At 30.6% G+C, this 20560-nt stretch carries 22 protein-coding genes; 6 read left to right on the top strand and 16 right to left on the bottom strand.

Annotated elements, in window-relative coordinates:
- Window positions 1-38: 38 nt before the first annotated feature.
- The 4 genes from ACFQ1O_RS13230 to ACFQ1O_RS13245 all read right to left on the bottom strand — a co-directional run bounded on the left by ACFQ1O_RS13230 (window position 39) and on the right by ACFQ1O_RS13245 (window position 3144).
- Window positions 39-935, bottom strand: coding sequence for an alpha/beta hydrolase (locus tag ACFQ1O_RS13230; protein WP_377716657.1), 897 nt, complete (start codon window positions 933-935; stop codon window positions 39-41).
- 36 nt (window positions 936-971) lie between these two features.
- Complete coding sequence (locus ACFQ1O_RS13235; protein WP_377716659.1) at window positions 972-1469, bottom strand: hypothetical protein; 498 nt, start codon at window positions 1467-1469, stop codon at window positions 972-974.
- A gap of 156 nt (window positions 1470-1625) precedes the next feature.
- Complete coding sequence (gene coaD, locus ACFQ1O_RS13240) at window positions 1626-2081, bottom strand: pantetheine-phosphate adenylyltransferase (RefSeq protein ID WP_377716661.1); 456 nt, start codon at window positions 2079-2081, stop codon at window positions 1626-1628.
- A 91-nt stretch (window positions 2082-2172) separates the two neighbouring features.
- Window positions 2173-3144, bottom strand: a complete 972-nt coding sequence (locus tag ACFQ1O_RS13245) for a D-alanine--D-alanine ligase (protein ID WP_377716663.1) — start codon at window positions 3142-3144, stop codon at window positions 2173-2175.
- 83 nt (window positions 3145-3227) lie between these two features.
- Here ACFQ1O_RS13245 and ACFQ1O_RS13250 point away from each other — a divergent pair, with 83 nt between their 5' ends.
- The 3 genes from ACFQ1O_RS13250 to yaaA all read left to right on the top strand — a co-directional run bounded on the left by ACFQ1O_RS13250 (window position 3228) and on the right by yaaA (window position 5715).
- Window positions 3228-3836 (top strand): PASTA domain-containing protein, encoded by a 609-nt coding sequence (locus ACFQ1O_RS13250; RefSeq protein WP_377716665.1) that lies wholly within the window; start codon window positions 3228-3230, stop codon window positions 3834-3836.
- Complete coding sequence (locus tag ACFQ1O_RS13255) at window positions 3820-4860, top strand: RluA family pseudouridine synthase (protein ID WP_377716667.1); 1041 nt, start codon at window positions 3820-3822, stop codon at window positions 4858-4860. Before ACFQ1O_RS13250 ends, ACFQ1O_RS13255 begins: the two co-directional genes overlap by 17 nt.
- Window positions 4861-4950: 90 nt before the next feature.
- Window positions 4951-5715, top strand: a complete 765-nt coding sequence (yaaA, locus tag ACFQ1O_RS13260) for a peroxide stress protein YaaA (RefSeq protein ID WP_377716669.1) — start codon at window positions 4951-4953, stop codon at window positions 5713-5715.
- Here the strand turns inward: yaaA and ACFQ1O_RS13265 are convergent.
- On the bottom strand, window positions 5698-6060 hold the full coding sequence (locus ACFQ1O_RS13265; protein ID WP_377716671.1) for a DUF983 domain-containing protein: 363 nt from the start codon (window positions 6058-6060) through the stop codon (window positions 5698-5700). The genes yaaA and ACFQ1O_RS13265 overlap by 18 nt on opposite strands.
- Before the next feature lie 97 nt (window positions 6061-6157).
- Here ACFQ1O_RS13265 and ACFQ1O_RS13270 point away from each other — a divergent pair, with 97 nt between their 5' ends.
- On the top strand, window positions 6158-7048 hold the full coding sequence (locus ACFQ1O_RS13270; protein WP_377716673.1) for an AraC family transcriptional regulator: 891 nt from the start codon (window positions 6158-6160) through the stop codon (window positions 7046-7048).
- A gap of 5 nt (window positions 7049-7053) precedes the next feature.
- Here the strand turns inward: ACFQ1O_RS13270 and ACFQ1O_RS13275 are convergent, their stop codons facing one another.
- Window positions 7054-7764 carry an NAD(P)H-hydrate epimerase gene (locus ACFQ1O_RS13275; RefSeq protein WP_377716675.1) on the bottom strand — a complete coding sequence of 237 codons (711 nt, stop codon included), beginning with the start codon at window positions 7762-7764 and terminating at the stop codon, window positions 7054-7056.
- Between the two features lie 107 nt (window positions 7765-7871).
- Here ACFQ1O_RS13275 and ACFQ1O_RS13280 point away from each other — a divergent pair, with 107 nt between their 5' ends.
- Both ACFQ1O_RS13280 and ACFQ1O_RS13285 read left to right on the top strand, forming a co-directional pair.
- The gene (locus ACFQ1O_RS13280) at window positions 7872-9161 is read left to right on the top strand and encodes a DEAD/DEAH box helicase (protein ID WP_377716677.1); all 1290 of its coding nucleotides are present in this window, start codon (window positions 7872-7874) and stop codon (window positions 9159-9161) included.
- Window positions 9162-9167: 6 nt separating this feature from the next.
- Complete coding sequence (locus ACFQ1O_RS13285) at window positions 9168-9395, top strand: VF530 family protein (protein ID WP_377716679.1); 228 nt, start codon at window positions 9168-9170, stop codon at window positions 9393-9395.
- A 91-nt stretch (window positions 9396-9486) separates the two neighbouring features.
- On the opposite strand, the gene ACFQ1O_RS13290 is transcribed toward ACFQ1O_RS13285, so the two are convergent.
- From ACFQ1O_RS13290 to ACFQ1O_RS13335, 10 genes are all read right to left on the bottom strand, one after another.
- Entirely contained in the window at window positions 9487-10410 is a 924-nt protein-coding gene (locus tag ACFQ1O_RS13290; protein ID WP_377716681.1) for a CPBP family intramembrane glutamic endopeptidase, read from the bottom strand.
- 90 nt (window positions 10411-10500) lie between these two features.
- Window positions 10501-11265 carry an AraC family transcriptional regulator gene (locus ACFQ1O_RS13295; RefSeq protein WP_377716683.1) on the bottom strand — a complete coding sequence of 255 codons (765 nt, stop codon included), beginning with the start codon at window positions 11263-11265 and terminating at the stop codon, window positions 10501-10503.
- Between the two features lie 112 nt (window positions 11266-11377).
- The gene (locus tag ACFQ1O_RS13300) at window positions 11378-11857 is read right to left on the bottom strand and encodes a hypothetical protein (protein WP_377716685.1); all 480 of its coding nucleotides are present in this window, start codon (window positions 11855-11857) and stop codon (window positions 11378-11380) included.
- Between the two features lie 17 nt (window positions 11858-11874).
- Window positions 11875-14067, bottom strand: a complete 2193-nt coding sequence (locus tag ACFQ1O_RS13305) for a B12-binding domain-containing radical SAM protein (protein WP_377716687.1) — start codon at window positions 14065-14067, stop codon at window positions 11875-11877.
- Between the two features lie 68 nt (window positions 14068-14135).
- Window positions 14136-15977 carry a cystathionine beta-synthase gene (locus tag ACFQ1O_RS13310; protein WP_377716689.1) on the bottom strand — a complete coding sequence of 614 codons (1842 nt, stop codon included), beginning with the start codon at window positions 15975-15977 and terminating at the stop codon, window positions 14136-14138.
- Window positions 15978-16051: 74 nt separating this feature from the next.
- Window positions 16052-16612 (bottom strand): hypothetical protein, encoded by a 561-nt coding sequence (locus tag ACFQ1O_RS13315; protein WP_377716691.1) that lies wholly within the window; start codon window positions 16610-16612, stop codon window positions 16052-16054.
- A 68-nt stretch (window positions 16613-16680) separates the two neighbouring features.
- The gene (locus ACFQ1O_RS13320) at window positions 16681-17694 is read right to left on the bottom strand and encodes a glycosyltransferase family 2 protein (protein ID WP_377716693.1); all 1014 of its coding nucleotides are present in this window, start codon (window positions 17692-17694) and stop codon (window positions 16681-16683) included.
- Between the two features lie 12 nt (window positions 17695-17706).
- Window positions 17707-18702, bottom strand: coding sequence for an NAD-dependent epimerase/dehydratase family protein (locus ACFQ1O_RS13325; protein WP_377716695.1), 996 nt, complete (start codon window positions 18700-18702; stop codon window positions 17707-17709).
- 1 nt (window position 18703) lies between these two features.
- Window positions 18704-19309 carry a tetratricopeptide repeat protein gene (locus ACFQ1O_RS13330; RefSeq protein ID WP_377716697.1) on the bottom strand — a complete coding sequence of 202 codons (606 nt, stop codon included), beginning with the start codon at window positions 19307-19309 and terminating at the stop codon, window positions 18704-18706.
- A gap of 11 nt (window positions 19310-19320) precedes the next feature.
- Window positions 19321-20556, bottom strand: a complete 1236-nt coding sequence (locus ACFQ1O_RS13335; RefSeq protein WP_377716699.1) for a DEAD/DEAH box helicase — start codon at window positions 20554-20556, stop codon at window positions 19321-19323.
- Window positions 20557-20560: the final 4 nt, after the last annotated feature.

Consider the following 20560-nt stretch of genomic DNA (forward strand, 5'->3'; position numbering starts at 1 on the left):
AGGTGTTTTTCTTAGATGAAAGGAAGTAATCAACTAGACTAATGTTCTTTTGTCGTGTTTTTTTGTAAAAAAGAGAAAACTTTGTGAAAGTATTTCTTACCGCCTATGTAATGTAAGGTGTTATGACCAGCTTCAGGAACAGTAATAAAGTTTTTGGTTTTTGAAGAGCAATTATTAAATAAGTCTTTTCCATATTGAATAGATATTCTATCATCAGCATCTCCGTGAGTAAATAAAATAGGCTGACTAATATTACGTACATCATTGATAGGTTTTGTTTTCTCTGGAGAAAATTGAGCAATTTTTGCGGCATTCTCTAATATATAATTTGATAGCCAACGAATGCCAATACCTTTTAAGATACGCTTTTTATAATCGAAAACCACTTGGTTTACATCTGTGAAAGTACTTTCAATAATACCAAATTCGATACGTTTATCTATCGCTAAACTCTGAATAGCAATAGCACCTCCTAATGAATGTCCCCAAATACCAATGGGTGTATTTGGATTGTTGTTTTTTAATAAGGTTACGATGGATGAGATATCTTGTTTTTCATAAAAACCAAAAGTGCAATATTCACCTTCGCTTTTTCCATGTGCTCTTCCGTCAAAAACATAAGAACTATATCCTTGATTAGATAATTTTTCAGCTAACGGAAATTGATGCTCTTTACAGCTGCCAATACCATGAACTAAAATAATAATTCCTTTTTCTGGTAATGGAGTTTGAATAAATAAACCTTTTAGGGATAAACTATCTTTTGTTATAACATTCAGTTCAGAAGTTTTTAAGTTAAAATCTTGTGCTTGAATATTATTAATGGCTTTATATGGTTTAATAATAGCGTAAGGAAATATATGATGACAACCATACCACGTTCCTAAAACAAAAAGAACTAATAGTGTTAAACTGTATTTATACCTTTTTTTCAAACAGAGAATATAGATGAATTGCCAAATTAAAAGTTTTTATTGAAATTTCCAGTTTTTTAAAACTATAGTTACTAATGGTGTGTTAAACATTTCATAGCTATTGCTTAATGGACTTACTTTATAGGGCTTGTGCAATTTCCATTTTTTTGAATCAGAAGAATGAATAAGTGTTGAATAGTTTAATGTTAAAGGAAAAGGATTGTGAACTTTTAAAACCATAATATTACTTTTCCCGTTTTTGGTTTCTTGATTAAAACTAACGATAAGGGTTTTAGATGGATTGAGCTTTTCTTTAACTGTTTTCATAGAGATTATTCTAGAACCGTTAAGTTCAATCTCTATAAAAATTTCTTCTGTAGGGTATATTTGTAAATCTGTTTTATAAACAAAGTAATTAGATTGTGGAACTTTATACTGATAAAACTTTCCGTTACCTAAAGGTAAATTAAGTTCAAAAGCCTCTCTCTTTGGTAAGTCGTTCTGACCAAAAATAAAAAATGGAATAAGTGTAAGAAAAGTAAAAACCAACTTCATGTTTAAATAGGTTAAAAGTGAGTTAGTTTTTTATGATAACGTAATCAAATGTAAAATATTATTTTTTATAAAGATATCTCTTTTTTAGAGTTCGAGTTTTAGGTTTTACAAATATGTAAATTAAAAAGAAACTATAATGTATATAAGAGGTATAAATTATTTAACCCTAACGCTATCGGGAACTAAAACAGTATAATCTCCACCATTGCGTAAAACATCTCTAACAATACTAGAGCTAATAAAAGAGGTGTCTGCACTGGTTAGCAAAAATAAAGTATCTAGTCCAGAAAGTTTTCTGTTAGTTTGAGCGATAGCTTTTTCAAACTCAAAATCGGCAGGATTACGCAGTCCTCTTAGCATATAATCGGCATTAACTTCTTTGCAGTAATCTATGGTTAACCCTTTATACGTTTCTACTTTAATTTTTGGTTCATCTTTAAAAGCATCTTTTATAAACTGAATACGCTCTTCTAAAGAAAACATGTATTTTTTAGAATCATTTACTCCAATAGCAATAATTAACTCATCTAAAAGAGGTAAAGCTCTAGAAATAATGTCTACATGACCTAATGTTACAGGGTCAAAAGAACCTGGGAAAACTGCTTTTTTCATATTTATTCCTCTAGAAAATTAGGAGTCTTTTTGTTTATGTAAAGTTACTTAATAGTTCTGCAATCAGCAATCAAAACATGTAAATCTTTAATTATTTTAAAGCTTCATCAATGCTATTACTAAATAATTCAACTAAAGAAATACCTGCTTCTTTGGCCTGCTGAGGTAAAATACTTTCTTTAGATAATCCAGGAGTTGTATTCATTTCGATGAAATGAGGTTTTCCGTTGTGAAAAATAAAATCAGATCTAGAAAAACCACTCATATTTAAAGTTTCATATATGTACTTAGCTATTTTACTTACTTCTTGAGCTTGTTTTTGAGTAATTCTAGCTGGAGTAATTTCTTGTGATTTTCCTTCATATTTCGCTTGATAATCAAAAAAATCGGTTTCGGAAACTATTTCTGTAATAGGAAGAACCGTTACTTTTCCTTTATATGTAATTACCCCTACAGATACTTCGGTACCATTTAAAAAAGATTCAATTAATACTTCGCTGTCTTCATTTAAAGAAATATCTATTGCAGCTTTTATATCTTCTTCTTTATAAACTTTAGTAACTCCAAAGCTAGAACCAGCTCTATTTGCTTTAACAAAACAAGGTAGACCTACAGTGTCAATAATTTTACGAGTGTTAATTTCTTGTCCTTTATTATAATAAATAGAGGTGGCCATATCTATTCCGTATGGTTTTAAAACAGATAATAAATCTCTTTTATTAAAGGTAAGAGCAGATTGATACAAATTACAACTTGTTTGTGGTATACCTAAAAGTGATAAATAGCCTTGTATGTGTCCATCTTCTCCAGGAGTTCCGTGAATGGTGTTAAAGGCGCAATCAAATGTTATTTTGGTTTTGTTAATTGTTATAGAAAAGTCCGATTTGTCAATTAAAAATTCATTTTCATGTTCGTCTAAACATACCCATTTTTCTTTTAAAATTAAAGCTCTATAACAATTGTAATGTTCTTTTATGGCATTGTAAACAACGTTTCCAGAGTTAATTGATATTTGATATTCGCTAGAATATCCCCCCATTAAAATGGCAATGTTTTTAGACATTTTTATAAAGTTTAAATTCTTACAGACTTTTAATTAGCTTCAACAAAAATACTATTATTATATTTGTCTTCTAATAAAAAAATATGAGTCTTATTAAGTTTCTTTTTAGTAAAGTGTTCTTAAGGCAATTAGTTATTGCTTCAGTGATTTTTCTATTGTTGTTTTTTGCTTTTACTAAGTGGATGGCGGCTACAACAAATCACGATGAGTTTAAAGAAGTACCTAACCTAGTTGGTAAGAAATTAGATATAGCTAAAAAAATGCTAGAAGAAAGAGGTCTTGTGTTGGCCGATGATGTTGAGTATAAAGATTACAATCCAAAGTACCCTAAAGAGGGGATAGTTGAGCATACACCAAGACCCGGTGCTAAAGTTAAAGCGGGACGTAAAATATATTTAAGTATTAATAAATCTGAATATAGAAAGATTCCTTTACCTAGTTTAGAAAATAAAACTAAAAGGCAGGCAGTAACTTCTTTAACTGCAATGGGTTTTAAAATAGGAGAAATTGCTTATAAACCTCATTTTGCTAAAGATGCTGTTTTGTATTTAGAGTATAAAGGTAAAAAGGTAGAAGCAGGAGAAAAGTTGCCGTATACATCAGTTATAGATTTAGTTTTAGGTGATGGTAAGTTAGATTATGGTGATAAGCCAAAACAAGAAGGAGGAAACGAGAATGGCGAAAGTAATTAATGATAAAGTAGAACAGCAAGAAGACGGCTTATACGAGCACTATTCATTTACTGCAACTAAAGGACAAGAGCCCTTGAGAGTGGATAAGTTTTTAATGAATTTTATTGAAAATGCTACTCGAAATAAAATACAACAAGCTGCCAAAGACGGTAATATTTATGTAAACGATAAACCGGTAAAGCAAAACTATAAGGTGAAAGGAAATGATGTTGTAAAAGTGTTATTTGCTCATCCGCCTTACGAAAATTTGTTGGTGGGAGAAGATATTCCTTTGGATATTGTTTATGAAGATGATGATTTATTAGTAGTGAACAAACCAGCGGGTATGGTGGTGCATCCTGGTCATGGAAATTATTCTGGAACCTTAATTAATGCCTTAATATATCATTTCGAAAACCTGCCTAAAAATGCAGATGACAGACCAGGTTTGGTGCATAGAATAGATAAAGATACAAGTGGATTGCTAGTGATTGCTAAAACAGAAGAAGCAATGACGCATTTGGCAAAACAATTTTTCGATAAAACTTCAGAGCGTTTGTATTACGCACTGGTATGGGGGAATGTAGAAGAAGATGAAGGGACTATAGAAGGTAATATTGGCAGGCATCCAAAAAATCGTTTACAGAATACCGTTTATTTAGATGATGAAGCAGATAAAGGTAAACCAGCAATAACCCATTACAAAGTAATAGAACGTTTTGGATATGTTACTTTGGTTCAATGTGAGTTAGAAACAGGTAGAACTCACCAAATACGTGTTCATATGAAGCATATTGGTCACACTTTATTTAATGATGAACGCTATGGGGGAGAGAAAATATTGAAAGGAACTACTTTTACTAAATACAAACAATTTGTAGAAAATTGTTTTAAAATATTACCTAGGCAGGCATTACACGCTAAAACATTAGGTTTTGTGCATCCTACAACTGGAAAGAAAATGAGCTTTAGTTCTGATATTCCTGAAGATATGGAGGCTTGTTTTGAAAAGTGGCGAGCTTATGCTAAACATCAAGATTTATAAGAACTCTTTATAGCTTTATAAATAAAAGATGTGCTTTTTGTACATCTTTTTTTATGTCTTTTTCTAAATTTGAAGTAGAAATAATATTTTATGAAAATAGTAGTATCACCAGCTAAGTCGTTAAATTACGAATCAGAATTGCCAACCAGTCAATATTCGGAAGCTTGTTTCTTAAAAGAGGCAGAACGTTTAAATAAACTGTTAAAGAAAAAGTCACCTAAAAGCCTATCTAAACTCATGAAAATTTCAGATAAATTGGGTGAGTTAAATTGGCAGCGTAATCAAGACTGGAACTTGCCTTTTACTCCTGATAATGCAAGACCTGCAGTGTATGCTTTTAATGGAGATGTATACAATGGTTTAGATGCATATACTATAGAAGAAGGGAAATTAGAACAGCTTCAAGATACATTACGAATTCTTTCTGGTTTATACGGTTTGTTAAAACCATTAGATTTAATGCAACCTTATAGATTGGAAATGGGAACAAAGTTTCCTGTTGGTAAATCTCCTAACTTACATAGCTTTTGGAAAAAGCAAGTAACTCAAAAACTAAACGAAGAATTAAAAGAAGGAGAGTTGTTTGTGAATTTAGCTAGTAACGAATATTTTTCTGCGGTAGACGTTAAAGCTTTAAAAACAGATGTTATTACTCCAGTTTTTAAAGATTGGAAGAACGATAAATTGAAGGTGATTTCATTTTTTGCTAAAAAGGCAAGAGGACTAATGGTACGCTATATTGTAGATACAAATGCTAGTTCTGTAGAAGATTTAAAAGGATTTAATTACGAGGGTTATTCTTTTTCTGATGAACATTCCAACTTAGATAAAAATGAGTTAGTTTTTGTTAGGTAATTTTTTCTTATAGAACATAAAAATCCAAATGGCTCTAGAAAGTTTGTAGTTGTATGGAGAAAGAATTAAGAGTATACCGACAACAAAAGGAAAAATTCTTAAATCAAAGTTTTGGTCAAAAAATACTTGACAAATTAAAAACGTTGCCATACTTTCTGCTACCATCAATATATAGCTTACATACATAGCTCCGTAAAAAAAGCCAGGTTCTATCATATTATTATAGTTGCAGTTTGGGCAATAAGTATGCATTTTACTATACCTAAATATTTTATGGTTTTCAAAAACATCACCTTTGGTGCATTTAGGACATTTTAGTTTGAATAATGTTTTTAGGCTTTTCATGTCTTTTTTATGCAAATTTCGATATTATATGTTATTGTAAGTAGTCTGAAAAACTTGATTATTAGGACAAATCACGCTTTTGTTGTAATATTGTTATATGAGTTTGTTGCCAGTACTGCATATAAAAGAGTTTTCTAAAAGCATTAAAAGAGATGATTTTTACGCAAATATATTTTCTACACATTTAAAAAAGCACCATTCATCTATCACCAAACCTCACAAACATAATTTTTATTTAATAGTACTTTTTTTAAAAGGTAAAGGTGTACATGAAGTTGATTTTAATTCTTATCCAATAAAAAGGGGAGCGTTGTTTTTATTAAAACCAGGGCAAACTCATCATTGGGAATTTTCTGAAGAAGCTGAAGGGTTTATTTTTTTTCATTCGAAGGAGTTTTATAATTTACTTTTTCCTAACAAAAACATAGATGAATATCCTGTGTTTTATTCATCATATAATTCACCTTATATTCAGTTAGAGAAAGATTTAATACTTGAGTTTAAAGAGCGTTTTAATTCTATTTATCAGGAGTATAAACAGAATAACTTAATGAAATATCGTAAACTAGGTTTATTAGTGGACTTACTTTATATAGATGCAACTAGAGCGTATAAAATAGATAATACTACTGAGGTAGGTAAAGTTCCTTCTCAAGTGATTTTGTTTAGAAAACTAGAGGTCTTGATTAATGAAAAGTTTTTAGTAGATAAAAGTCCAAGTAGTTATGCTAAAGCATTACATGTTAGTACAAAACATTTAAATAGGGTCGTTTTTAATACCTTGAATATATCAACAAGTGATTTAATTCATCAAAGAGTTTTATTAGAAGCTAAAAGGTTATTAACTCATGGTGAAATGAGTATTCAACAAATAGCTTTTGAGTTAGGGTATAACGATCCATCGTATTTTACAAGATTGTTTAAAAAGAAAGTAGGTGTTACTCCATCAGTTTTTATAGATAGATATAAAGAGAATGATAAAAGTTAATTATACTATAGATGTCTTTTTTGGACTAGATTTTGTTCATTTAGGTGCCATTCACTTTTGGTAAGTTCATAAAACTCTTTAGAAAGACCAATGTCTAAAACAGTGTAAGAAGAATAGTAAATATTATTTTCTTTTAAAAAGAACGCCCTTTTTGGTGTTTGAAAACTGATAATCTTGTTAGTTTTAAATATACGATCATTTATGTTGTTTAATCGATCACAATACATTCCTGATGGGATGTCAACCGATATTTTATAATTACTTGTTAAGTTAAGTTGATTAACCAATAATTTATAAATACCTTCTAAAGGCCTTGATAAACCAATCCCAAACAGCGCATCAATAATAATACTGTTCTCAAGAATTGTTAAAGATTCTATGCTTTCTAAGTCATCAATTATCTGTATGTGATGCTTTATTTTTTTATAGTTAATTTTACAGTCAATAGAAAGCTTTTTTAAACTCTTGCTAATCAGAAAGGGCCTAACTTGATATCCTTTTTCTAGTAAAAGCCTACTAATAGCAAAACCATCTCCACCATTATTTCCTGGTCCACAAAATATATATATTGTTTTGTCGTGTTTATGATGTTTTTGGTACCACTCTACAAAAGTAAAAGAAGCTCTTTCCATTAAATCAAGAGAAGAAATGGGTTCGTTAAGAATGGTATAGTTGTCCCATTCTTTAATTTGTTGAGCAGTAAAGAGTTTTATCATGTATTAAAGATAATGATATATAAACTCATTACTCAACTAATTAACTGTATCTTTGCCACAGATAAGGAATGATATCTATAAATTGTCATTTCAACTAAACAATTTATATGTCATTTAAGTCACTAGGGTTGTCAGATCCTTTATTAAAAGCTATTGCTAAAAAAGGATACACCAATCCATCTCCTATACAAGAAAAAGCCATTCCGGTTGTTTTAGAAAGAAAAGATATTTTAGCTTCTGCTCAAACAGGAACAGGTAAAACAGCAGGTTTTACATTACCAATGTTAGAGATTTTAACTTCTCATAGCAAATGGAAAAGAAGGCCTATTCGTGCTTTGGTATTAACACCTACAAGAGAGTTAGCTGCCCAGATATATGATAATGTTAGAGCTTATAGTGAATATGTAGATATTCGTTCTGCTGTTATTTTTGGTGGCGTAAAGGCTAAACCACAAATAGCTACTTTACGCAGTGGAGTAGATATTTTAATTGCTACTCCAGGGAGATTAATAGATTTACATAGCCAAAAAGCCTTGTCTTTAGCCAGAATAGAGATATTGGTTTTAGATGAAGCAGATAGAATGCTAGATATGGGTTTTAAAAGGGATCTTGATAAGATAATGAGTCTAATGCCTGATAAGCGACAGAACTTGTTGTTTTCGGCTACTTTTTCTAAAGAAATAAAAGCATTAGCTAGCGGTATTTTACAAGAGCCAGTATTAGTTGAGGCAACTCCTGAAAATTCTACTGCAGAAATGGTTGTTCAGAAGGCTTATAGAGTAGATAAGGCTAAAAAAACAGCCTTGGTTACTCAATTGATTTCTGATGGAAAATGGAAGCAAGTACTAATATTTACAAGAACCAAACATGGTGCTAATAGATTGACTCAGAAATTAGTTAAAAAAGGAATTACAGCGGCTGCTATTCATGGTAATAAAAGTCAGAATGCTAGAACCAAAGCATTAAAAGAATTTAAATCGAATAAGGTTCGTGTGTTAGTAGCTACAGATATCGCTGCTCGTGGATTGGATATACCATTATTGCCACATGTAATTAACTACGAATTGCCTAACGTTCCGGAAGATTATGTTCACAGAATAGGAAGAACAGGTAGAGCAGGTGCTAGCGGAGAAGCATTGTCTTTAGTTTCTGCAGAAGAACGTGATTATTTGCGAGGTATAGAAAAGTTACTTGGCCAGAAAATGAAAACAGAAATTTTAGAAGGCTATGAGGTAACAGAAAGTTTAGAAAGATCTAAACCAACTCCAAAGCAACAGCAGCAAAGACGTAAAAACTCTTCTAAACCTTCCAATAAAAGCAATAATTACAAGAGAAGACCTAAGCGTAATAATAGAAAGAATGGTGATTCAAGAAATAATAATCCATCTTCTAAGTAATTATTTATGAATCAGCAACCAAACAATCCATTACATGGAGTTAAGTTAGTTCAAATTTTAGAAGATCTTGTTGATTATTATGGTTGGGAACATCTTGGGTATAAAATTGATATAAGATGTTTTAATTACGATCCATCTATTAAATCTAGCTTAAAGTTTTTAAGAAGAACACCTTGGGCAAGAAAGAAAGTAGAGGAGCTTTATTTGGAATGGTTATCTAAGACAAAGAAATAGGCTGTAAATAATTGTACTGTTTCGAGAAAAGTATTATGCAAATCTCGAAACAGATAATAAAAATAAAGGCTTTATTTAATTTTGTGGGTATTTATGCAAGATCATTTTTTATAATATATGGGTTAACCAAGTTATCAAAGTGATTTCTTTTTTTCCAATATAATATCATTAATACAGCAACAATATCTAATAGTATAAACAAAATGCTACCTTCTGCTCCAAAAGAGCCGCCAGTTAAAAGATTGTCAGGGGTACTAACACTTAAAAAGCTGGCTTTAGCAATATTACCACTTATAGCAAATCCAAATATAGCTCCTTGAAATAAGTTCCAGGAAAGATGCATTCCTATAGACATTCCTAATCTACCTGTAATTAAAAAAGGAAGACACATCATAATAGCATCTAAGCCCAAATTTACAGTAGATATTATTGTAGCTCCTTCGTTGTTTATATGAGCAATTCCAAAAAGAGGAGCAATAACTATTAAAATAATAAAAGCTCTTTTTGCAGCGTCTTTTTTGATGATTTTTAAAGCTTCATAAGCAATGTAAAAAAGAAAAGCTCTAAAGAAAATCTCTTCAACAGTACTGCCTATTATTAGACCAAATAGCTCAGAAAAAAAGCCTTCTATAAATGAATAATCTGTTGAGCTAGTTGTAAAAAAATCAGTGACATTTAAATTACCGGTGAAATATAGAATTGTAACAAACAATGATAATTGAATAATAGCAATACCGAAGCCAATAAAAAATTCTTTAAGCCATACCCTGTTAATTTTTAAACCGTATTTTTTAAAAGATGATTTGTCTAAATACTTTATTTGAATGTATAAGCTAGTTAGAACAGAAAATAAATAAATAGAGCCAGAGATACAGCCTCTAATAAGACTCTGATCTAAAATTTTTTGTAGACCTAGTTGTAAAGGAATATTAATTAAAAATGTAATAGCTATAAATAATATTAAACGCCATAGCGGGCGAACTTTTTTGTTTGAATTAAAAATGATTTTTTGCATACTTAAATTGTTTTTATTTTGATTGATAATTTAAGTGCAAGTTATATCTATTCTTTTTTTTAAAATAGAATGAAATTAGCCATTTAAAAATTATACTAACCTAATTTCTTTAGGAATAAAACCAACATATAATTTAAAAATACGAGTCATATGGCTATTATCAGAAAACCCACAAGCATATGCTATTTCTGTTATGGGCATTTTAGTGTGTAGTAATAAATCAATAGCCTTTTGAACTTTTATCTTTCTCATATAGTCACCTAAAGAACAATTGTAGTATTTTTTAAAATATTTAGAAATAGTAACTGGGTGAACATTTAAGTTAAGAGCTAACTCATCTAGTGGTATAAATTCATCCCATCTATCCTCAATAATTTCTTTAAGTGTAGGAACCCAATTGGGTTGATACTTTGAAATATTATTGTTGGTGAATAATGATTTTAAAGATAGTAGAATAGAATCATTTGTGTAAAGGTCATTAATATGTAGCTCTTGATAAATTTTAACTAAACTTAAATAATGTTCAATTTGTTTTGTTCCTGTTAAGTTAGGAGAAGTTACAGATAGTTCGTTTTGGGTAAAAAAATCATTATTGAACTCTAAATTCAAGTTTTTAGACGGAAATTCGGTAAATCTATTTCGATGTTTTTCTCCCTGATGGTATGATATTATTTTTCCAGGAGTAACTTGTACATCTTTATTCTTTCTAGATTCTAAATTACCACCTTGTAAAATTAACGATAAGTGTATATCCTCATGTGAGTGCCAGTCTTCAGATACAGGTTTAGTGTAATTAACAATCGAAATAGAACAATTATCTATATAATATTTATCTGTAGTAGTTCCTAAGAACATTGTATTCGTAAGCCTCAAATTCGTTTTTATTATTAAGACTTTTTAAAGCGAAAAATGTTACAGGGTTCCATGAAAAAATCAAACTAATAAAAGTTGTTTTAGAGAAAGATAGTTATGTTGTTTCAAGTTTTTTTATCTCTAAGCCATAATCATATTGCAAATCCTCATGAAGTAACAATACTTTCTTTTTTATGGTAGTTAATTCTCTGTTGTAGATGTTAAGTAATACAGTGTTTTTTTGAATACTGGGATTAAAACTTTGTAGTTTTTGACAGAAATAAATAAGTAAAGTGACTTCTGTTTCTATTTGTTTAGAATAACGTATATACTTTTTAAGTATTTTTAATATTTTACGAACACTCTTTTTTATAAAGTAATAGGTTTTGGTGTTTACGTTTTCAAACTGTTCGTCAATTTCTTTTTTAACACTCTCAATAAAAAGTTCTTCATTCTCAGATTCGAATAGCAAATAAGTAAGTAACTCTTTGTTTTCTTTTTTAAACTTAGAAAGCTGTAAGCATATTTTTATAAGCTCATCTTGAGAATGATGAGATAAAGCTGTTTTAATTTCTTTTACGCTAACGGCTTTCATATTATGAATAAATAAAATTATAAAGTCAACAATCCATTTTCTTTTAATGTTTGAATAGGTTTAGAAAACCAAAACAAATCAAAATCATCAAAATATGTTTCAAAATCTGCTTTTAATTGGTTAAAAGAAACTGATTTGTTTTGAGTAGGTAAGAGTTCCTCTAGTTTGCCTAATAACCATTCTCCTTTTTCTTTATCTGTAGTAATTGAAAAACTATCGGTGTTGTTGTGAAAAGTTAATTGTAACGAATACCAAGTAGTTCCTTTTTTGGTTTTTGTAAACTCTTCAACAAAAGGATCGTTTCCTAACCAAACAATTTTAGCTGTTGGTTTTACTTTAAAATTAGGTTCTGTAGTTAAGCAGTTGTAAATAAAATCGGGATGTATTTGTGTATCAGGAATTGTAAAGTCGAACCAGTCTTGTAAGTCGAAATCAAACCCAACACCATGCATAAAATTGAAAAGCGATTTTTTTAGCCCATAACTAAACTTGTTATGATCTATACCTGTATGGTCTGTAAAATCGATATCATTGTTTGCAAATGTTATGTCTTTGTAGTTTGGAGTAATTCCATAGTCAGACGGAGCTTCCCCAATTGGACTATGTGTGGTTAAGGCAAACTGGTGCCAAAAACCAGATTGTAAAACACCAACTTCAAATAGTTGCTTGACCATTTCTAAACTATCAATTGTTTCTTGCTCTGTTTGTGTTGGGTAGCCATACATTAAATACGAATGTACCATTATGTTAGCTTCAGTAAAATTTCTAGTTACTTGAGCTACTTGTTTTACGGTTACTCCCTTATCAATGAGCTTTAAAAGTCTATCTGAAGCTACTTCTAAACCACCTGAAACAGCAATGCAACCTGAAGCCTTGAGTAAAATGCATAGGTCTTTTGTAAAGTTTTTTTCAAAACGAATATTAGTCCACCAAGTAACAGTTAATTTACGTTTTAGTATCTCTAATGCTAAGGCTTTCATTAAAGCAGGAGGGGCAGCTTCATCTACAAAGTGAAATCCATTTTCTCCTGTTTGAGCAATAAGCTCTTCCATTCTATCAACTAAAGTCTTAGCCGCTATAGGCTCGTAAATTTTAATATAATCTAAAGATATATCACAAAAGGTACATTTTCCCCAGTAACAACCATGAGCCATTGTAAGCTTGTTCCAATGACCATCGCTCCATAAACTATGCATTGGGTTAGCAATTTCTATAACAGAAATGTATTGGTCTAATAGTAAGTCTGAATAATTGGGAGTGCCAACCTCACTTTGCTTATAATCTGGCTGAGTAGTATCGTTTTTGTATGTTACTTCTTTATTCTCTAACAAAAAAGTTCTTTTATAAGTGGTGTTTTCTTTGTTTGGAGAGGTGATGGATTTGTATAACAATTCTACGGGTAATTCACCGTCATCTAGAGTAATAAAATCAAAGAATTCAAAAACACGAATATCTGTTAAAGACCTTAGTTCTGTATTAGGAAAGCCACCTCCCATAGCAACTTTAATATTCGGGTAATATTCTTTTATAAATTGAGCACACCTAAAGGCACTGTATAAATTTCCTGGAAAAGGAACCGAAAAACAAACAAGTTTAGGACTTACAGTATTCAAACGCTCTTCTAAAATTTCTAAAGTAAGTTCATCTATTAGAGTATTCGGTTCTTGTAGGTGTTGGTATAATTCATCAAATGAATTCGCACTTTGCCCTAATCGTTCTGCATATCTGCTAAATCCAAAATTTTCATCAATACATTCTATTATAAAATCTGATAAGTCTTCAAGGTATAAAGTAGCTATATGCTTTGCTTTATCTTGCATTCCCATATTACCAAAAGCCCAATCTAAATTGTCTAACTGATTAAAACGAGAAGCTCTTGGTAAAAAATTATCTGTACAGATTTGTCTAGCTAAAGTTGATTTTTTGCCTTGTAAAAAAGCTATAACATCGTCTAAAGGTTGTAGATAAGCCTCTTTTAACGCATATATACGTTGACAGTTTTCACTAACAATAGTGTCATTCTCATAGGCAAAATCGAATAAAGATGTAAAAGTATTTTGAGAGAATAAGTCAAGAATTACTTCTATACCCAAATCCATCTGGTAGGATGATATTCCTTTTGTGTTTAAAAAACCTTTTAGATAGGCGGTAGCCGGATAAGGTGTATTTAATTGAGTAAAAGGTGGAGTAATGAGTAATAGGTCTTTCAAAATCGTACTTTACATTGATCTAACAAAGATACATTAATTGTTGCTGAGTATAAGAGTTATAAATTGACTTAAATACTATCAACAAACTCCTTAAAAACATTTTTATGTAACTCTAAATCCATGTTGCCAGATAATGCTACACGTGCAATATAATCTTTATCTCCTTCTTTAGTAGTTCCTTGTGTTGAGGTAGCAGGAATAGTCCAATAGCATCCTTTTAATTGTCCGTAACTCACACAATACTTACTTTCTTGTGGGATTTTACTAATCATTAAATTAATTAGTTTTAAGTTTAAAGCTCTTTTGTAAGTTTCTCTCTCCTCTTCGGAATTCCCTTTAGTTGGTAAATCAAGAGAAAAAACTGATGGAGTAAAGCCTTGCTCTGCTAATTCTTCTGATACAAAATTGATTTTTGCATTGGGTAAAGTTTCTTCAATATAAGTTACAAACTCACGCGTATTTACATAAGCACTTTGAATTCGCTCATTCATAGATGGTAATTGCTCTGCTAATATTTCATATTGTAAGCTAGTAGCTTCATTATCGCACAATACTAAATGGTTTTCTATTTTATCCATTAAATGTGCTGCTTTTTGGTTTGCTATAGAGAAACCAGCTGTACATTTTCCTCCACTAGGGAATTTAGAACCACTTACATAAGCAATGGTTTGTACTTGAGTTAATATGTCGTTATTGCCTAAAAAGTGAACATTCGGACAAAAAGTTTGATCTAATATAAAAACTGGAGCAATAGCTTTTTCTTCGGTACTAGTGAATCGTTCTTTACTTAATACTTCTTTTAGTTGGATTAGATCTGGAACTTCAACTCTAGGGTTGGTAGGTATTTCTGCAATAATATAAGGAACAGCATCTTCCTGTGCTATTTGTTTTAAAACTACATCAATACTGTCAACCATATTTTGGTCACCATCAACTGGTAAGTCCATTACTTCAATTAAATCACTACATGCTGCAACTCTTCTAGCCTGATCGTTAGTTCCACCATAGCAATTTGGAGGAACAATAAAACGAATATCTTTTCCTTTATAATTTTCTAAAGCGTGATCTACTAACCCCATCATAATAGCGTACTGAATAGATAAACCGCTAGAACCTACTACTGCTTTTGCCTTAGAATTAGTAATTGATTGAATGGTATCTAAAACACTAGCTTTATTGTTAGCTCTGTTTTTTACTGAATTTTCTGAAAAATCATTCCCAACCAACTTGTTTAAAACGGCTAAACAATTAATAGGAGTCATAGCAATAGTCTCTCGTCTTCTTACATGCTGAATTTCTGAAATATAATTGCTTTGATTTTGGGTAGCTAATAAAATACTACCGTAATCATTGTGTGTGTTGATGTAAAAATCTACTTGTGGAATTATATCAAACTCATAAATGTTTTCAGGTTGACTTACTAAAATAGTACTGCCATTAAAACTGTCTAATTCAGATAAATTATTTAGTTTAACTAGGTTGAAAGAATATCCGTATACGGTTTTAATTAGTTCTGTGTTAAAAGAATCTGGTAACTTATTGGCATAGACAATACGAGTTTCTTCATTAGCTAATAAATTCTTTCTTAATACTGCTAGTATTGGAGTAACGCTAGACGAAAAACTAATTACATGTTTTGCGTCTAAGTTGTAATTTGTAGCAATTGCCCATTCTAATACACAAGATAAAGGGTGACCTAGCCTAATATAATCGTAAGCAGTTGGTAGTTCTTTTAACTTTTCTGCATCTGAATTATTGCTTTTATATAGGTTTATGAATTCATCTAAAAACTCAGTTTTAGCTAGGGATTCATTATAAATATCTAAACGATGTGTAGTTAGATTTAGCCAGTCTGATGGCATATTATCTAATACATTTTTAATATAGTTTAGGATATTGTTGTCTTGCATAATTTTAAGCATTTAAATAGAGGGTAAAGATAGTTTAAATAGGAGTGTTGTAAAAGGTGTAGACAAAGGTAAAATTAAAAACTTCTCATTATATCCAGTACATCTGACTTTGTGTATTCTCCTTTTTTTATAAAATATTCTCCATTTGGTTTTAATATTAAAAAACCACCATTAAGTTTATCATAATTGAAGAATAATTTTTTAATTATGTTTTGTTTGTCTATAATCCAGTTTATTTTATTTCCGTGGTAATAATATAAATCTGTGACATCTTTATTTATAATCCAAAAATGGTTACAGGGCTCAATAGAATTTAACTTTTTTTGCATATTCCCATAGAATATATCCCATGGAACTTGATAGTTTTTTATACTTATTGAAGGGTTATTGTTTATAAAATTTACAACTATCTTTTTGGAAAAATCTATATCTGAAGGATTTATATCAGTTAAATGTTTCTTTAAGTTTTCTAAATTATTTTTTGATAAAGTATTTGTACTGTGACTTTTGACGAAAGTTTTTTTTCCTTCTTTAGATTCTAGTGTATACAAATACGGTTCTTCGTTAATCAGGCTGTTAGACGATAAACAGCTTGATAAAAGTAAAGCTCCTAAAGCGACAAAAGTATATTTCATATGTATATAAAAAATAAATATACGTAATGTCTTAATATATAGTGTTGGCTTTATGTGAAAGTTGTAGATTACAAGAAAAACCAATAATCTTCTACAGGTTGTTTGTTCCAAGAGTTCAATAACTCTTTAACTTCTTTTTTGCCATCAGGAGAAGCAGTTACTACAATAATTTGTGGGTTATCTAGATTCTTTACTTCATTATAATGTTGCATTCTAACATCGTAAATGTCTTTGCCTATTTTCTTTTCATTATCGCAAACCCAATGAAAGGTATCATTGTTGGTTAGTAAATGTTTGGCCATGTCTTTACCATTTTTACCTGCTCCCCAAAGTACTAATGGTCTAGTTGTATCTCGGTCTAATTCATAAAAAAAGCGGACTTTTAACTCGAAGTAACGGTTGTCTTTGTATTCGTCCCAAGTACGAGAAATTCTATTAGAACGGTCTCGCCAATGATGTAAAATTTTGTCTAAGCCAACTACTTTTAAATTGTTTCTGTAAAAACGAAAACACAAATCGTAATCTTCAGGGTATATTAACGGATTAAAAGCGCCAGCATTATCAAAATCTTCTTTATGTAATAACCAACAATGAGACGGAATAACACATTCCGTATATATTTCTTGATAGTGTGAATTGGTTCTTGCAACCTCGTTTAACCAACGTTCATATTTTAAAAATCCATCACCAACTTCTCCCTCGTCTACAAAGTGTTCTGTTCCGCCAGCAATAACAGTTCCTTTACCGTATTTTAACCACTCATCTACCATTACTTGTATTTTGTAATCAGGCATTTTATCGTCAGAGTCCATACGGTTAAGTAATTCTCCTTTTACAAATTGATAACCATATTGCAGAGTAGGAATTAGTTTAGGTTTATCGCTATTATGAAACTTAATTCTTGAATCTTTATTTGCATACTCTTGTAATATTTGTGGAGTCGCATCAGAAGAATGATCGTTAACGGCAATTAATTCCCAGTTCTGATAAGTCTGATTAATAATAGAATCGATACAAGCGTGAAGATATGGAGCAGTATCTTTTACTGCCATTATAATAGATACAAGTGGTTGTTGGTTCATAAAATTATATTGTTAGTTTCTCCATGATGGAGGTAAGTTTTTTTCTATTTCAATATTTTCAAAAGAATTACTGGTTCTTGCACCGTGTTCTTTAACCCAATCAGCCATTTTTTCTAATCCATTTTTTAAGCTTATGTAGGGTTGAGGTTGAAAGACTTGTTCAAATTTTTTATGACAAGAATAGGCATGTTCTACCTCATCTCTTTTTTCTAAATATTGAATGTTTGTTTGACTATTAAAGCATTCTGAAACTTCTTCGGCTAGTTGTTTTACGGTATAAACGGTATCATCTCCAATATTAAAGGTTTGATTGTATGCCTCTTTAATATTGACAGCGTTGGCTATGTACGGAGCAACATCATCTATATAAGTAAATGCTCTGCTTTGTTCTCCATCACCAAAAATGGTTAAGGCTTTATTTTGTAGTAGTTGATTCATGAAAATACCAACTACATTACGGTATTTATCGCCAATATTTTGATGAGGGCCATATACATTATGAGGTCTAAAAATAATAGAGTCTAAACCAAATAATTGCTTAGCATTTTTTAGGTCTTGTTCTACTGCATATTTAGCAATTCCGTAAGGGTCTTCTGGTTGTGGGTATTGCTCTTCTTTTAATGGCAATTCGTTTTCTCCATATACCGCAATAGAAGAAGTAAACACAAAGCACTTAACATTATAGTTTACCGAAGCATTAATTAAGTTAATACTACCAATAAGGTTGTTGTTGTAATTGAATCGCCTAATAAAATGACTTAATCCTTCAGCTGCATAAGCTGCTAAATGATACACATAAGTAAATAGATATTTTTTAAACAAGCTATTTATCAATTTTTCATTGCAAATAGAACCAACATAAAGATTAGCTTCTGTTGGAACATTGTCTTTATTACCACCAGATAGATCATCTAATACGATAACATTATGGCCTAATTTAATTAACTCTTTTGCCACGTGTGAGCCAATAAATCCTGCTCCTCCGGTTACTAGTGAAGTGATGTTCATTTTAAATACAATCTTGAAGTATTATATTTTTGTGTTTTAAATACTGTTTGCTTACTTCAGGGTCAAGCTCCATGTTTTTAGATTTTTCTATGAGTTGTTGTATTTTTTTGCAATTATTGCCTTGTTCGTAATTTATTAACGCTAAATAATAATTTGCATAAGATATCCAATAATCTGAATCTGATCTTTCAATTAACTTATTTAGTATGTTTTCTGCTTCTGAGTGTTTTTTTAGTATTAGAAATACTCGAGATTCATTTATATAATTTATCCAATATGTTGGGTCGACTTCTCTACTTTGTTTAAAGTAATTTATCGCATCTAAATTATTGTTTTTAGATAATTCAACTCTTCCGAGTTCATTGTAAGTAATTGGGTTCTTTTCATATTTCAATGATTTTTTTAGATAAAAAGTAGCTGAGTCAAAATCATTGGCTTCTAAAAAATATCTTCCTTTCAAATAATATGAATAAGCATTCGTGTTTAAAATCTCTTGATTTATATGCCTTGAAGGGTTATGCTGTACAGGGACTTTATCTTCTTTGTTTGATTTGCACGAGTAAGTTATTGAACATAAAATAAATATTAGAGTAACTTTATTTATCATTTTTAATTAGTTTAATACCAACGTTTCTTTTTCTTTTTAGAAGCAATAGATTTGCGTCCTTTTTTGTGTTTACTTCCTTTCTTTTTATGAACTTCTGGTTTAGCCTTTGGGTCTAAAGGATAGGGGTGGTCTTCTTCAACAGTTATATGTTTATTAATTAGTTTTTGAATACTAACTACATAAGCTTTTTCATCTGCAGAACAAAAAGAATAAGCACCTCCAGATTTGCCAGCTCTAGCCGTTCTACCTATTCTGTGCACATAAGTTTCTGGTTTGCTAGGTAGGTCAAAATTAATAACTGCATCTAGGCTATCAATATCGATACCTCGAGCTGCTACATCTGTGGCTATTAAAATATTAGCATCACCTTTTTTAAAACTGTTTAATGCTTCTTGACGTCCGCTCTGACTTTTATCACCGTGAATACTAACAGCTTTATAGTTGTTTCTCAACAAAGTTTTTTCTAGTTTATCTACGCCGTATTTGGTACGTCTAAATATTACAATTGTTCCTTTAATAGTATTACGTAATAAATGTAAACACAGTTCGATTTTCTTAGGTTTGGGAACAAAATAAAGTAGTTCGTGAATTCCTTTAGCTGTAGCTGAGTTTGGAGCAACAAACACCTTTTTAGGATCAGTTAATATACTATTGGCTAAATGCTCTACTTTATAAGGCATTGTAGCAGAGAAGAGTAATGTTTGTTTTTCTGACGGACAAAGACGCTCAATCTTTTTTACATCATCTATAAAGCCCATATCAAGCATTAAATCGGCTTCATCTAACACAAAAGTCTCAATATAATCTAGGTTAACTATATCTTGTTTGTGTAAGTCTAGCAGTCTACCTGGAGTAGCTACTAAAATATCCACTCCTTTTCTCAAGATGTCTTTTTGAGGTTCTATAGAAGCTCCGCCAAAAACAACAGTTGTTCTTAAGTTGGTATAAGTACTATATACTTTAAAATTTTCTTCAATTTGTAAGGCCAATTCTCTAGTTGGGCTCACAATTAATGCTCGTATCTTTTTTCCTTTTTTAGGAGCATCTTGTTTATCAAATAATTGCTGTAAAATAGGTAAAGCAAAAGCTGCAGTCTTTCCTGTTCCTGTTTGTGCAGAAGCAATTAAATCGTGTTTCTCTAATATAACCGGAATAGCTTTTTCTTGAACTAAAGTAGGTGTATCATAACCTTGTTCAGCAATAGCTCTTAAAATAGGGCGATTTAGTTTGAGTTCTTTAAAATTCATAATG

The organism is Pseudofulvibacter geojedonensis (genome assembly GCF_042675745.1).
In the GTDB taxonomy this organism is placed as follows: Bacteria; Bacteroidota; Bacteroidia; order Flavobacteriales; family Flavobacteriaceae; genus Pseudofulvibacter; species Pseudofulvibacter geojedonensis.